This window comes from Bradyrhizobium sp. AZCC 1578 (assembly GCF_036924675.1).
In the GTDB taxonomy this organism is placed as follows: domain Bacteria; phylum Pseudomonadota; class Alphaproteobacteria; order Rhizobiales; family Xanthobacteraceae; genus Bradyrhizobium.
The window spans coordinates 4,125,505-4,139,890 of sequence record NZ_JAZHRZ010000001.1 but is presented as its reverse complement, the minus strand read 5'-3'; the positions used below and the strand labels follow the sequence as shown (position 1 = coordinate 4,139,890).

Annotated in this window: 14 protein-coding genes; 6 read left to right on the top strand and 8 right to left on the bottom strand. The window is 63.5% G+C overall.

From position 1 onward, the window contains the following. Nucleotides 1–9: 9 nt before the first annotated feature. On the bottom strand, nt 10–1,074 hold the full coding sequence (locus tag V1290_RS19735) for an AraC family transcriptional regulator (RefSeq protein WP_334365951.1): 1,065 nt from the start codon (nt 1,072–1,074) through the stop codon (nt 10–12). 360 nt (nt 1,075–1,434) lie between these two features. On the opposite strand from V1290_RS19735, the gene V1290_RS19730 reads away from it, so the two are divergent. The 3 genes from V1290_RS19730 (at nt 1,435) to V1290_RS19720 (ending at nt 4,295) form a co-directional block, all read left to right on the top strand. Beyond that, nucleotides 1,435–2,352, top strand: coding sequence for a pirin family protein (locus tag V1290_RS19730; RefSeq protein ID WP_334365950.1), 918 nt, complete (start codon nt 1,435–1,437; stop codon nt 2,350–2,352). Between the two features lie 69 nt (nt 2,353–2,421). Next, a complete protein-coding gene (locus V1290_RS19725; protein WP_334365949.1) occupies nt 2,422–3,336 on the top strand; it encodes a phosphoribosylaminoimidazolesuccinocarboxamide synthase in 915 nt (304 codons plus the stop codon). Nucleotides 3,337–3,491: 155 nt separating this feature from the next. After that, the gene (locus tag V1290_RS19720; RefSeq protein WP_334365948.1) at nt 3,492–4,295 is read left to right on the top strand and encodes a crotonase/enoyl-CoA hydratase family protein; all 804 of its coding nucleotides are present in this window, start codon (nt 3,492–3,494) and stop codon (nt 4,293–4,295) included. Nucleotides 4,296–4,429: 134 nt separating this feature from the next. On the opposite strand, the gene V1290_RS19715 is transcribed toward V1290_RS19720, so the two are convergent. Beyond that, the gene (locus V1290_RS19715) at nt 4,430–5,926 is read right to left on the bottom strand and encodes an NAD-dependent succinate-semialdehyde dehydrogenase (RefSeq protein WP_334365947.1); all 1,497 of its coding nucleotides are present in this window, start codon (nt 5,924–5,926) and stop codon (nt 4,430–4,432) included. Between the two features lie 117 nt (nt 5,927–6,043). Continuing rightward, nucleotides 6,044–6,367 (bottom strand): hypothetical protein, encoded by a 324-nt coding sequence (locus tag V1290_RS19710; protein WP_334365946.1) that lies wholly within the window; start codon nt 6,365–6,367, stop codon nt 6,044–6,046. 355 nt (nt 6,368–6,722) lie between these two features. Here V1290_RS19710 and V1290_RS19705 point away from each other — a divergent pair, with 355 nt between their 5' ends. After that, the gene (locus V1290_RS19705; protein ID WP_334365945.1) at nt 6,723–7,916 is read left to right on the top strand and encodes a serine hydrolase domain-containing protein; all 1,194 of its coding nucleotides are present in this window, start codon (nt 6,723–6,725) and stop codon (nt 7,914–7,916) included. A gap of 1,619 nt (nt 7,917–9,535) precedes the next feature. Next, a complete protein-coding gene (locus V1290_RS19700; RefSeq protein WP_334365944.1) occupies nt 9,536–9,934 on the top strand; it encodes a hypothetical protein in 399 nt (132 codons plus the stop codon). Here the strand turns inward: V1290_RS19700 and V1290_RS36545 are convergent. The 5 genes from V1290_RS36545 to V1290_RS19680 all read right to left on the bottom strand — a co-directional run bounded on the left by V1290_RS36545 (nt 9,922) and on the right by V1290_RS19680 (nt 12,657). Next, entirely contained in the window at nt 9,922–10,224 is a 303-nt protein-coding gene (locus V1290_RS36545; protein WP_442895068.1) for a LuxR C-terminal-related transcriptional regulator, read from the bottom strand. The genes V1290_RS19700 and V1290_RS36545 overlap by 13 nt on opposite strands. A 344-nt stretch (nt 10,225–10,568) precedes the next feature. Then, nucleotides 10,569–10,733 (bottom strand): hypothetical protein, encoded by a 165-nt coding sequence (locus V1290_RS19695; RefSeq protein ID WP_334365943.1) that lies wholly within the window; start codon nt 10,731–10,733, stop codon nt 10,569–10,571. 367 nt (nt 10,734–11,100) lie between these two features. After that, a complete protein-coding gene (locus V1290_RS19690; RefSeq protein WP_334365942.1) occupies nt 11,101–11,301 on the bottom strand; it encodes a hypothetical protein in 201 nt (66 codons plus the stop codon). Nucleotides 11,302–11,305: 4 nt separating this feature from the next. Beyond that, nucleotides 11,306–11,500 carry a hypothetical protein gene (locus V1290_RS19685; protein WP_334365941.1) on the bottom strand — a complete coding sequence of 65 codons (195 nt, stop codon included), beginning with the start codon at nt 11,498–11,500 and terminating at the stop codon, nt 11,306–11,308. 155 nt (nt 11,501–11,655) lie between these two features. Continuing rightward, nucleotides 11,656–12,657, bottom strand: coding sequence for an adenosine kinase (locus V1290_RS19680; protein WP_334365940.1), 1,002 nt, complete (start codon nt 12,655–12,657; stop codon nt 11,656–11,658). A gap of 112 nt (nt 12,658–12,769) precedes the next feature. Here V1290_RS19680 and murJ point away from each other — a divergent pair, with 112 nt between their 5' ends. Beyond that, nucleotides 12,770–14,314, top strand: coding sequence for a murein biosynthesis integral membrane protein MurJ (gene murJ / locus V1290_RS19675; protein WP_334365939.1), 1,545 nt, complete (start codon nt 12,770–12,772; stop codon nt 14,312–14,314). Nucleotides 14,315–14,386: the final 72 nt, after the last annotated feature.

Genomic DNA, 14,386 nt, shown 5'->3' with positions numbered 1-14,386 from the left:
TGATGCGGACTAGGCCGCGCTCGTCTTCAGCCGGCGATATTCGGTCGGCGTGACGCCTGTGATGGCCTTGAAGGCGCGGTTGAACGGGCCGAGCGACTGGAAGCCGGCATCCATCGCGATCGTAATCACGGGGACCTCGGCCTGGCTTGGATCAGCCAGCGCCGCCTTGGCTTCGGCGATCCGGTGCTCGTTGAGGAAGACATTGAAATTGCGGTAGCCGAGCCGCTGGTTGATCAGCCGCCGCAGCCGGTATTCGGGAATGGCAAGTTTGGTTGCGAGTGTGCCGATGGTGACGTTGTCGTGGCGATAGATGCGCTCGTCGGCCATCAGGCGCGTCAGTGCATCGATGAGTTTTCGATCGGCGGCGCTGGACTCGGCGACGATCGCTGCTTCGATTGGATCGGCCTTGCCGATCGCGGCGGCCGGGAACAAATCGGCCCCATCGACACGCATCATCGCAATCGCGATTGCCGCCACCACCGCGGCAAGCACCGCCGAATTCAGAGTGTTGGCAAGGTCCGCGGCGCTGCCGCCGGACAGTGATATCTGCAGCACCGCATTCAGCCCGCCGTACAGTGCCGCCGCGCTGACGATGAAGACGCGGATGCGGCGTCGGCCCTCGACCAGATCGGCCGACCATGACGCGACGGTCTGCACGACGGCCAGCACGATGAAGCCGAGCGCGAGAATGTTGACCGTGATGATGGAGAACTGCACGCCGGATGCGGGCGCCAGCCACATGCAGTTGACGAAGCTGAAAGCTGCGACCGCCGCCCAGACCAGCGCGTGCCACCAGCGCAGTTTGAACGTCTCCTCGAACAGCGCGCGCGTAAACAGCCAGAACACCACGGCATTGCCGGTCGACAGCGCGATCACGGGCGCGACCGCCGGGGCTACCTTCGATGTCACACCGATCGAAGAGGTCACGGCATGCGCCGCTGATCCCACTGCAACGGCCACTGCGAGCCGTCCGGCGAGCACCGTTCCAAAACTGCGAAACAGCGACACCGCCAGCACCAGGAGCAGCGCCACGGTGGCGCCGCGCAGGGCGATGTCGAAGGTGGATAGCAGCATCGGACGGTCCGTTCGCGCGGGTCATCCCCGCGCGGTCAATCTAGTGTGAATCATTTTGTGGTTCAATTTCCACCGATCAGTCTTTCCAGGCGCGCGGTCTCGACGACGGGACCATCGACCTTCAGCAATTTTGTACCGGGCTTGAGCGGAGGGATCATTGGTTCATCATCCTACGTCGTCCCTGCGAACGCAGGGACCGATAACCACCGTTGTCGATTGTTGGAGACGATATCTGCCATTGCTGCCAAACGATAGGACACGGGGTATGGGTCCCTGCATTCGCAGGGACGACATGCTGAGGCATTTGAACGCAATCCCGCGATTCCTGCTATAATCGTCGCAAACATCAAGGAGCTCCCCATGAGCTGGCAACCGTCCAACGATCCCGTGCTCGGCGACCCCAAAAGCTGCGACGCGCTCGACCTCATCATCGTGCCACGCACCCGCGATCTCGGCGATGGATTTGCGGTGCGGCGCGCGCTGCCGCATGGCAAGCGGCAGATGGTCGGGCCGTTCATCTTCTTCGACCATTTCGGCCCGGTGCAGTTCATGGCCGGCCGCGGCATGGACGTGCGGCCGCATCCGCATATCGGACTTGCCACCGTCACCTACCTGTTCGACGGCTCGATCATGCACCGCGACAGCGAGGGCAACATTCAGGAGATCCAGCCCGGCGCGATGAACCTGATGACGGCAGGCCGCGGCATCGCTCATTCCGAGCGCACGCCCGATGTGCAGCGCCGCGATGGCCAGAAGATGCTCGGCCTGCAAAGCTGGATCGCGCTGCCGGCGGGCTCCGAAGAGATCGCGCCGTCGTTCCAGCATTACGCGGCCGAAGCGCTGCCGACCGTGAAGGAGAGCGGGTTCACCGCGCGCATTATCGCAGGAAGCGGCTTTGGCGTGAAATCGCCGGTCGGCATGGTCTCGCCCTGGTTCTACGCTGAAGTGACGGCGCAGGCCGGGACCAGCGTGCCGCTCGACCCTGACCATGAGGAGCGCGCGATCTACCTCGTCGACGGCGAAGTCGAGATCGCGAACGAGCACTACGAGGGGCCGCGGCTCCTGATCTTCCGGCCCGGCGACCGCATCACGGTGAAGGCGGTCACGCCGGTGCGGATGATGTTTCTCGGCGGCGACGCGCTGGAAGGCCCGCGGCACATCTGGTGGAATTTCGTTTCCTCAAGCAAGGAGCGGATCGAGCAGGCCAAACAGGATTGGAAAACCGGCCGGTTTGCAGCCGTTCCGCAAGAACATGAGTTCATTCCGCTGCCGGAGTGAGCTATTGCTCCGCTTTCTCATTTGCCGCCTCGCGCTTGCACGAGGCCGCCTGTTCGAAAGCCTGACCAGATGAACGCGATGCTCGCCAGCGACTTGCCCCTGCCCCGGATCGGCCGCGGCAAGGTGCGCGATATCTACGCCGTCGGCAGCGACTGCGTGCTGCTGCTGACCACCGACCGCATCAGCGCGTTTGACGTGGTGATGGCGGAAACCATCCCGATGAAGGGCGCGGTGCTGACGCAGATCAGCGCGTGGTGGTTCCGCCAGCTCGAAGGCGTGGTCCCGCATCACATGATCAGCGCCGACGCCGACGAGATCATCCGCAAGGTGCCTGGCCTCAAGGACCACCGCGCCGACATTCTCGGGCGCGCGATGCTGTGCCGGCGCACCACCGTGTTTCCGGTCGAATGCGTGATCCGCGGCTATATCTCCGGCTCCGCCTGGAAGGAGTATGCGGCCTCCGGCACGCTTGCGGGCGAGGAGCTGGCGGAAGGCCTGCTCGAAAGCGGAAAGCTCGAGCCGCCGATCTTCAGCCCGGCGACCAAGGCCGAGACCGGCCATGACGAGAACATCACCATCGCGCGCATGCGCGAGATCGTCGGCAGCGACGTCGCCGAAAAACTCGAGAGCATGGCACGCACGGTCTATAATTTCGGCGAGCGGATCGCCCGCCACCAGGGCATCATCATCGCCGACACCAAGTTCGAATTCGGCCGCGCGGCGGACGGCCGCATCATCCTGATCGACGAGGTGATGACGCCGGATAGTTCGCGGTTCTGGGCGGCCGACGTCTACTGGCCCGGCCGGCCGCAGCCGAGTTTCGACAAGCAGCCGCTGCGCGACTATCTCGACGCCGAGCGCCATGCCGGCCGCTGGAACGGCGACGCCCCGCCGCCTCCGCTGCCCGACAGCGTGCTGGAGGCGACAAGCAAGCGCTATCTCGAAGCGTACCGGCGCGTGACGGGGGATGAGTTGAGTATCTAACCGCGTCATTGCGAGGAGCGCAGCGACGAAGCAATCCATCCCGCCGCACGGAAAGTATGGATTGCTTCGCTTCGCTCGCAATGACGGCGTTGGGATTGCGTCACCCTCGCGTCTAACGCCAAGCTTCCGGGAAACAACATTCAGGGAGCGCCTCAATGACCGAAGTCGATTCCGTGCTCGTCGAGCGTGATGGTCCGGTGACCATCGTTTCCATCAACCGTCCGCATTGCCGCAACGCCGTGGATGGCGCGACCGCGCGGAAACTCTACGACGCGTTTCTTGCTTTCGATGCCGACGAGAGCGCGTCGGTTGCGGTGTTCACCGGCACCGGCGGCTATTTCTGCGCCGGCGCCGATCTCAAGGCGGTGGCGGCGGGTGATCCCAATAAGCGGCGCGAGCTAGGCGGCCACGATTCGATCGCGCCGATGGGACCGAGCCGGCTGCGGCTGTCGAAGCCCGTGATTGCCGCGGTCGAAGGCTTTGCGGTGGCCGGCGGCATGGAGCTCGCGCTATGGGCGGACATGCGCGTGGTTGCGGAAGACGCGACTTTCGGCATCTTCTGTCGCCGGTTCGGCGTGCCATTGATCGATCTCGGCACCATCCGGCTGCCGCGGCTGATCGGCCATTCGCAGGCGATCGATCTGATCCTCACCGGCCGGCCGGTCGGCGCGCAGGAAGCGCTGCGGATGGGGCTGGCTAATCGCGTCGTTGGCCGCGGCGAGGCTGCCGCCCAGGCGATTGCGCTGGCGCGGGAGATCGCGCGCTTTCCGCAAAAATGCCTGCGCGCCGACCGGCTGTCGGCGCTGCGGCAATGGGATCTTGCGGAAGAGGAAGCGATCGACAACGAGATGCGCGGCGGGCTCGCGGTGATTGCCTCAGGCGAAACGCTGTCGGGCGCGACGCGGTTTGCTTCCGGCGTGGGACGTCACGGCGCGTTTGCGAGTGACGCCAGCGATTGACTGTCGTCCCTGCGAACGCAGGGACCTATAACCACTGATGTCTGTTGTTAAGGTCGCTGTGGCTCCATCTTCTTTCGAAGCTGAAGCCGGTGGTTATGGGTCCCCGCGTTCGCGGGGACCACGATGGATAGGGGCTACACCCCGGCCATCATCACGTATTTGATCTCGACATATTCTTCCATGCCGTGATGCGAGCCTTCGCGGCCCAAGCCTGACTCCTTGACGCCGCCGAACGGCGCTACTTCGGTCGTGATCAGGCCGGTGTTGACGCCGACCATGCCTGATTCCAGCGCTTCGGCGACGCGCCAGACGCGGCCGAGATCGCGGGAATAGAAATAGGAGGCGAGGCCGAACGGCGAGGCGTTGCACATCGCGATCACGTCGGCCTCGTCCTTGAAGCGGAACACCGGCGCCAGCGGCCCAAACGTTTCTTCGTGCGCGACCAGCGCGTCCGGCTTCACATTCGAAAGCACCGTCGGCTCGAAGAAGCTGCCGCCGAGCGCATGGCGCTTGCCGCCGGTGACGATCTTGGCGCCGCCCTTCACCGCATTCTCGATGTGCTTCTCGACCTTGAGCACCGCGTCCATGTTGATCAGTGGACCCTGCACCACGCCTTGCTCCGTGCCGTCGCCGATCTTCATCGCAGCGACCTTCTTGGAAAGCTTCTCGACGAACGCGTCGTAGATCTTGTCCTGGGCGTAGATGCGGTTGGCGCAGACGCAGGTCTGGCCCATGTTGCGGTATTTCGAGATCATCGCGCCCTCGACCGCGGCATCGATATCGGCGTCGTCGAACACCACGAACGGCGCGTTGCCGCCGAGCTCGAGGCCGAGCTTCTTTACGCCGACGGCGGCCTGCTGATAGAGAATCTTTCCGACCTCGGTCGAGCCGGTGAAGCCGACGAACCGCACCGCGGGATGCTCGCACAGCACCTTGCCGATCGCGGACGAATTGCCGGTGAGGATGTTGAACACGCCCTTGGGCACGCCGGCCTTTTCGGCGAGCGCGACCAGCGCCAGCGCGGTCAGCGGCGTTTCATTGGCGGGCTTGAGCACCACGGTGCAGCCGGCGGCGAGCGCCGGCGAAACTTTCCGCGTGATCATCGAGCACGGGAAATTCCACGGCGTGATCGCGCCGCAGACGCCGATCGGCTGCTTGATGGCGAGCAGACGTGCATCCGGCCGCTGGGTCGGAATGGTTTCGCCATAGACGCGGCGGGCTTCCTCGGCGAAGAATTCGACATAGGCGCCGCCGATATCGACTTCACCGAGCGCTTCCGCCAGCGGCTTGCCTTGTTCCGACGTGAGGATCAGCGCGAGATCCTCGCGGTTGGCCGCGATCAGCTCGAACCACTTTCGCAAAATGTTGGAGCGCTGTTTGGCGGTGAGCTTGGCCCAGGCGGGGAATGCGCGCTCGGCGGCTTCGACGGCTTGCGTCGCTTCGGCCGTGCTGAACGCCGGGACTTTTGCGAGTTCGACACCGTTGACCGGATTGGTGACCGGGCGCGACGGCGTGCCGACCCAGGCGCCGTCGATGTAGCAGCGGTCGCGCAGCAGCGAGGGGTCTTTCAGGCGATCGTGCAGCGAGGGGGTGGAGGTTTTTGAAGCGCGTGCGGCGACGGGCGGGTTCATGGCGTACTCCTCGGATTTTATTGAAGGATTGGTCCGAGTATAGGCCCAAACCAGCGCCGATGCACCGGCGGCAGACGCGGGTCTGCTTCAAGCAATTTTGAGGGTGACGGTGTCGCGTTACGCCGCCCCGCTCAAATACGCCTCGCGGCGGCCGATCATGCGCTGCGCGGCGGCCTTGGCGTCGGCTTTGGTGGAGGTCGCGCAGGTGCGGTATTCGAGATCGGGCAGTTTGGCGGGGTCGCGGCGGCTGAACCAGGACTTGGAACCACCGACCGGCAAAAGCGCCAGCGCCTGGGCGACGTTATCGACCGCCTCGAACGAGTGCAGCGCGCCGGTGCCCGCGTAGCGCACCTCATAAATGCCGGGCGAGATCGGCGCCTCGATATTTTCGCTACGCCCGGGACGGGGATAGCGCTTCCATTCACTCCAAGTCGAAATCATTGCGTACCTATGCACAGCAGAGAAATGACAACCATTTTGGTTAATTTGACCCAGCCAACGCTCTGGCGTTTGTGCTGGAATCTGAACGCCTTACTGAAAAAGATCGGCGAAGGGAATCGCAGGCCTAATCACGTTATCGTGGATGGTTAAACCGGTCACTGCCATTGCCCTGCGTCCCCCGCAGAATGCGGCGAGGTGTTGCCGTTTTGTGCCGCCAGCCCGGCGCGCCTGCTGCCCACCGTCCTTGCTTATCACGAGATCGCGACATTGGCGGCAGCGTCCGCCGAGCGCTTGCGGGATCACGCGGCCGGGAGGAAGATCGCGCCACTCCATAAAAAACAGCGGGAGGAGACCGATGCAAAGCAAGGCCGCGATCGATCAGATTCTGCGTCAGAAATGCGAGGCGAAGGAAATTCCCGGCGTGGTCGCGATGGCGGCCACCGGGAGTGAGGTGATCTACCAGGGCGCGTTCGGCCAGCGCGACCTTTCCAAGGACGATGCCATGACCGCAGACAGCGTGTTCTGGATCGCCTCGATGACCAAGGCGATCACGGCCGCGGCCGGCATGCAGCTCGTGGAGCAAGGCAAGCTCTCGCTCGACGAGCCGATCGGAAAAGTGCTGCCTGACCTCGCCAGCCCGCAAGTGCTGGAGGGTTTCGACGCCAATGGCGAGCCGAAGCTGCGTCCCGCGACGAAGCCGATCACGCTGCGTCATCTGATGACCCACACCGCCGGCTTTGCCTACAACATGTGGAGCGTCGAGTGCGCGCAGTATCTCGACAAGACCGGAACCCCGGCGATCACCACCTGCCAGCTCGCCGCGCTGAAGACGCCGATCATGACCGAGCCCGGCACGCGCTGGGAATACGGCACCAGTATCGATTTCGTCGGCAGGGCAGTGGAAGCCGTCAGCGGCAAGCGGCTCGATGCGTATTTGCGCGACCACATGTTCACGCCGCTCGGCATGAACGACACCGCCTTCAAGATCACTGACTCGATGCGCCAGCGGCTGGTCGGCATGCATGCCCGCGGCGCGGACGGCTCGCTGGCGCCGATCCCGTTCGAACTCGAGCAGGAGCCGGAATTCCACATGGGCGGTGGCGGCCTCTACGGCACGGCGGCCGACTACATCAAGTTCACCCAGATGATCCTCAACAAGGGCCGCGGCAACGGCAACGAGGTGCTGAAGCCCGAGACGGTCGCGCTGATGAGCCAGAACCACATCGGCGATCTCACGATGGGTAAGATGGTGACGGTGGCGCCGATCTACACCAACGACGTCGATCTCTATCCCGACATCGTCAAGAAGTGGGGGCTCTCGTTCCTCATCAACACCGCCCCGACGGCCGAGGGGCGCAGCGCCGGCAGCCTGGCCTGGGCCGGTCTCGCCAACACCTATTTCTGGATCGACCCGGCGCGCGACGTCAGCGGTGTGATCCTGATGCAGTTGTTGCCGTTCGCCGACGCAAAATGCCTGGAGGCCTTTGCAGGGTTTGAGCGCGGGGTTTATGCCGGGCTCGATGCCGGCAGCGGTCAGCGCGCGGCGTGAAAAAGAAGGAGGGCGGCGACGCTTCGTCGCGTGGTACGCCCTCACCTCATCCACGCGTGTCATGCCCCGCGAAGGCGGGGCATCCAGTACGCTGGGGCTTCTCGTTTCAATCATCGCTGTCTCCCCAGCGTCATTGCGAGGAGCGCAAGCGACGAAGCAATCCATCGTGCCGCATGTGCTGAAAGATGGATTGCTTCGCTTCGCTCGCAATGACGGGGGAGAGACTGGCGCACATTCTCAACTGACATGATCTCGCGATCTCGCGGCGCGTTCCGCCCGAGCTTTGCCCTTATCTTTCGCGCCCCTTGAGAAAGAGGGCGCAGGGAAGACCGGGTGCGCGCTGCACCCGCGGTCTCGTGTGCAATTGCGCAAAAAGAACGCGCACACGAGCATACAGGTCCAGCGGAGAGCATCCGGCCTTCCCTGCGCAATGGTTTTACGGCGTACTTCGTGATCTTGTGTCTGCAAAATCTGCCAGAATGTGCGAACGGGCGCTGCGTTCGTTCGGTCGACGCGGCGCGCGCACGAAATGGTCTCCGGTGGGATTTGGCGAGATCGGCGCACCGAATATCCACATCCGCCACGGTGTTGGATTTGGGTCACCGGCAACGTTGGGGCGACGCAGGGAACTATTTTAGCAACAGCCGATTGAATTAGGTGCCAGACGCGCACGAGGAGGTGCTGCTGCCATGCGCCTTCAGACATATCGGGACGAAAATCACTCCAGACACCTCGATTTGGTCGGCCATCACTGGTCAATTGACCTAGTCACAATTGCAGCCTCAGGCCTCCTAGTGGTGGGCTTCGCCTGTGCCTTCGTAGCCCTGTGGGTCCACTAGCCGAGCCGGGCGAAGATCGTGGGGCGCCGTCATTGAGCTTGTCTGTCCAAAATAAGCTTTGGTAGCCGTGATGCGGCGACGATGCGAGTCGTTGTTCTGTGCCTGTCTCGCTCCCGTGCGGGATGCCGTCCGTCATCGAACCCTGACAACAAGGTCGATGCGGTGCGAGCGCTAGCGCGCGACGCCATGCATGATTTCGGTGGTCTCGCCCCCCAACAACAGTCCCACAACTGGCGGCAGCTACGGGACCGTTGCCGAGGGCATATCGGGCTGGGTGATACGCCCGCCCATAAAAGACGACAAAACCGAAGCGTGCAATTGTCCATAGGGACAATTGTTGGTCAGGCGTGCCGCCTGGCGAAACAGATCACCTGCCGCTGCCGTCGTGACGCTGCCGCTGTGGTCGTGGTCGAGGTCGAGGTCGACGTGATGCGCGCGCCACGGCTGGCGATGGTGAGGGCGAGGTGTGCGCCCACTCATTGCTTGCAGGTACTACCGATAGGGAGGGGTTAGTGCCGGGACCGCGCGATGGCCCGCTGGAAACGTATTTGAAGTTCTTTGCATCGCGTGGAACGGCCGCGGACTTCCGAACGATTTGGCCTTTCTTGATTGTGGGGATCGAGACCAAGGTCGTCCGAGGGGAGCGTGTGCCGGGGCTAGGTGACGCGCCGCGATTTCAGTTAGCGTCCGGCCGCCGCGGGTAAACGTTGATCTACATCAACGTCGCCTGCAGGCGGCGCAGCAGTCTCGCTCGCGAACTCCAAGGTCGGGAGGAGCATGATGCTCAAATATATTCTCGCCGGTCTAGCGGCATTTGTCCTGCTCACTGCAACTCTCATTCCCGATGATGCGTATGCGCGCCGTGGCGGAGGCGGCGGCTTCCGTGGCGGTGGAGGTGGCTTTCACGGCGGCGGCATGCGTGCCGGTGGCATACACGCCGGACGCATTGCGCGGCCAGCGCATCCGATCGCGGGGCGTCCGATCGCGGGTCGTCCCGGCCGTCCGATCGCGGGTTACCCCGGTTATGGCCGCGGCTACTATCGCCCGGGTTGGGGCTATGGCGCTGCCGCAGTGGGCGCAGCCGCTGCGGCGGGCGCCTACGGCTACTACAACTCCGGCTGCTACTATGACAGCTACGGACAGTACATTTGTGCGGGGCAATATCCTTATCGGTATTGATGCAACCGAGGTTCAGGACAGCGGTTCGTGGCCGCCGTCCTCCCTGCGCTTCGGCCAAGGAGAGCCAACTCGTCAGCGGCCCTGTGAGATGGCCAGAACGCCAACCGCGCGGCGGCTTCTGCGATCTCAGACTGCGAACTGATTTGCAGTTTCTGCAACAGGCGCTTCCGCTGTTCGCCAACCTGATCTTCTCTTCCTCCAATCTGAACCGCAATAGCATGGTCAGACCGGCCTCGGGCTAGACGCCGCAAGAGGCGCTTCTCACGCGGGCTGAGTATCGGGTTGTCCATCAAGCGAAGACTGCGATTGCGACCAACACGACGGGGATCAAGCCACCTACGGTGACGCATATGCGATACGTAAGGTCGTCTGCCATGGCCCGTACCCCAACTTTACTGCGCGTCGGAAACCATACACCCTAGGGCGGCTGATGGCATGTGCAGTTTTGTGCCAGTCGGCAACTCAAAGGTCATGGGCTTCCTCGTTTCGCGGGTCCTTTGACGAGGGGGGTATTGGTGCCGGGACCGCGCGACCGCGCCGTTTGAGGATATTTGCAGTCGCGCAATGTCGGCTATATTTTATGCCGATCGGCACACAAAGGCGTGCACACGAGCGCCTTGGCGGTCGGGCGGCCTCACTGCGGCAAATCCTTGCAGAGCTTGATTACGATCATGACCGTCGAGCCGACTGCTACGACCACCGGGCAGATAAAAGGCAACTCTTCGAGTAGGCCCACAAGGGCCGCCCGGACGCGGATAGTTCTCTTCACATGCGCAAAGCGCCAGCCTACCACACCCATCGGATATCTCCGTTGGCCCCCAGCAGCGGCAGTCTGATTTTTCACGCGAAGCGAGCCCCGGCTATTGCCAATTCGGGTGTTCCCTAGATCAAGGTGAAGGAACCCTTGCAAGGTCGGTGGTCATAGGGACGTGTGTTGCCAAGGGAGGCTCAGGAGGGAATGAGCGAGCAGATTGTGCCCGTCATGACAGCCACGCGGCTTTGATTGGACGTCGTGCACACCGTGGTCGTCGATGTGATTCCTAACGGCGTGCCGCCGTGCAAATCAACGCCTTGGCTAGGAATCACAGCATGTGGAACTGGATGATGCTGGGGCTAGAAAGCAATCGCGTGATCGGACTGCGCATAGCGAAGTTGATGCGCGGCGGCTACTTTGCCGCTTCGATCAGTTCGATGCCCTTCTTGCACAGCGCGTTTACCAGCGAACTCAACGAGACTCCCCCAGCCAAGGCCCGCTCGGAGAGATAGTCAAGCACCTCGGGGTCCAGGTGGATCGGCGGCACCAGGCGCGCGCCTTCCCGAAAGAACTTCCCGCGCTTTGCGGTCAAGAAATCATAATTATCCTTCATCAAATCACTCGTCGAAGAAGACGCACGGGTCCGGCTCAGCCGGCGGTTCGTCGGGGATACCTTCTGGCAAGAAATCGCGTCCACCAAGCCCATCGAGACGCGCGAACCACGCCTTCGCATCGAACGGCTTCTTCTTCAGCGGCTTGTCGCGGACCTTGCTGACGGCCTTGTCCTCCGGGTGCAACGCGGCTTCGTTCACGATCAACTTCTAAGCGAAATTGCGCCTGATCGGAAGCCTGTAGACCGCTCATTGGAGCGACATCGGTGCATCCATGCTCTTGAGATGCAGCAAGGAAGGAAGACGTGGATGACCGGGTCAAGCCCGGCCATGACGAGTGGAAAGACCTTCGCCGCCTACACCGGCAGCCCGTTCTGCCCCGCCAATTCCTTCAGCGACACCTGCGGCCTTGCGCCGATGTGCTGGATCACCTCCGCTGCCGCCAGCGCGCCCAGCCGGCCGCACGTCTCATGGCTCGCATTGCGCACCAGGCCGAACAGGAAGCCGGCGGCGAACAGGTCGCCGGCACCTGTCGTGTCGACGAGCTTTTCGATCGGGAATGCGGGCGCCGCGACAACGCCATCGGACGACACCACGACGCAGCCCTTCTCGCTGCGGGTGACGACGGCGAGTTTGGTATCCTCGCGGAGCTGCTTCAGCGCGCCCTCGAAATCCGAGGTCTGGTACAGCGAGTGCAGTTCGGCCTCGTTGGCGAACACCAGATCGACGGTGCGCTTGCGCATCAAATCGAGAAACTCGTCGCGATAGCGATCGACGCAGAAGGAGTCCGACAGCGTCAGCGCCACCTGTCGGCCGGCGCCATGGGCGATGCCCGCTGCCTTGACGAAGGCTTCCTTGGCGTTTTGGGGATCCCAGAGATAGCCTTCGAGATAGACGATGCGCGATGCCGCAATCTGCGCCTCGTCGATGTCGGCCGGCCTCAGGTCCTGCGCCGCGCCGAGATAGGTGTTCATGGTGCGCTCGCCGTCCGGCGTCACCAGAATGTAGGAGCAGCCGGTGGCCGGGCCGGCTTCAGCCGCCCTGGTCTCATAGGTGACCCCGGCGGCACGGATGTCGTGGGTGTAGAGGCCGCCGATCTGGTCGCTCTTGACCTTGCCGACATAGGCGGCACGGGCGCCGAAATTGGCGATGCCGACGATGGTGTTGGCGGCCGATCCGCCCGACACCTCCGTCGCCGGCCCCATGTCGCGGTAGATCGAGGTGGCGCGGGCCTCGTCGATCAGCGCCATGCCGCCTTTGGTCATGCCGTGATCGGCCAGAAATTTCTCATCGGTTTGCGCGAAGACGTCGAAAATCGCATTGCCGATAGCGAGAACGTCGTATTTTGCGTCAGTCATCCACCCGTCCTGTTTACGGCGTTGCGCGAAGAAGCCGAGCACGGCTAAGAAGGCTGCGGCCTACCAGATCGGCGTAGCGCCAGCAAGGGAAGCTGCTGCTATACAGCCCGCCATGATCCGCCCTTTCCTCACGGTATCCTCGGGAACGCTGGCCTCGCGGCTGCTCGGGTTCGTGCGCGATTCCGTGCTCGCCGCGCTGCTTGGCGCCGGGCCCGTGGCGGATGCGTTCCTGGCGGCGTTTCAGCTAGTCAATGTGGCGCGAAGGCTGCTGACCGAGGGCGGGCTGAACGCTGCGCTGGTGCCGGCCTGGCTGCGGGTGCGCGAGAGCGGCGGCGTGGCGGCTGCGGCGGCCTATGCGGGCCGGGTGCTCGGCACGATCATGGCTGCTCTGATCGCAGCCACGGCATTGATGGCGCTCGTCATGCCTCTGATCATCACCGTGCTGGCGCCGGGATTTGCCGGCCGCGAGACGCTGCAGCTCGCGACAGACAATGCGCGGCTGATGCTGCCCTACCTCGCCTTTGCCGGTCCGGTGACGGTGATGATGGCGCTCTTGAACGCACAGGGGCGATTTGCGCTGACGGCGTTTTCGCCGCTGCTGTTCAACATCGCGCTGATCGCGGTGATGGCCGTGCTGCTGGCCGTGCAGCCGGATGCCACACGGGCCGCGCAGATCATCGCCGCGACCGTCGGCATCGCCGGGCTGTTGCAACTCTCCGTGCTGGTGCTGCGCCGTGGCGAGACCATCGCGACACCTTTGCGCGTCTCGTTCGACAAGGAGATCCGCGGCTTTCTCGGCAAGGCTGTGCCGGGCATGATGGCATCGAGCGCGCCGCAATTGCTTGTCGTGGCCGGCGCGATCATCGCGTCTTCCTCGCCGTCGGCGGTATCGTGGCTCTATTTCGCCAACCGGCTGGTCGAACTGCCGCTCGGCATTGTCGGTGTCGCCATGGGCACGGTATTGATCCCGGAACTGACGCGCGCGGTGCGGGCTGAGGACCGTGCTGCCGTTGCTCACGCCGAATCCCGCGGCCTCGAACTCGCGGTTGGCCTGGCACTGCCCGCAACGCTCGGCCTGATCGTGTTAGCTGCACCGATCGTGCGGCTGTTGTTCGAGCATGGCGCGTTCACCGCCGATGACACCAAAGCCACCGCCCGCGCGCTGATGTGGCTGACGCTGGCGTTGCCGGCGCATGTGCTGGTGAAGGCGCTGTCGCCGGCGTTCTTTGCACGCGAGGATACGATGACGCCGCTGACCGCCGCGCTGAAAGGCGTGGTGCTGGCGATCGCATCTGCCTTCCTGCTCAGCCATTGGTACGGCGCAGACGGCATCGCGGCGGCCATTGCTGTCGGCGCCTGGAGCATGGCGTTCAGCCTGATCCGCCGCGGCGCGAAAACCTTCGGGTTTTCGATCGACAGGGAAGCAAAACGGCGGCTGCCGCGCATCGCGCTGGCGGCGCTCGCCATGGGCGCGCTGCTGTGGCTTGCGACGCGGTCGCTGCCTTCCCTCACCTCGGGCGCGCACGGCCTTGTGCAGGCCATCCTGCTGCTGGTCGTGATCTCGGCAGGAATTGCGATTTACGGCCTGCTTCTGCGAACTTTCGGCGTCATCGGCTGGCGCGACACGGTTAACGCCGTCAGGCAAACAAAGGGGTAGAGCACGATGACTTTGTCATCCTGCTCTATCTCTTTGATTTGGGCATGATCTCCGGGCAAACGCTTCGCGTTT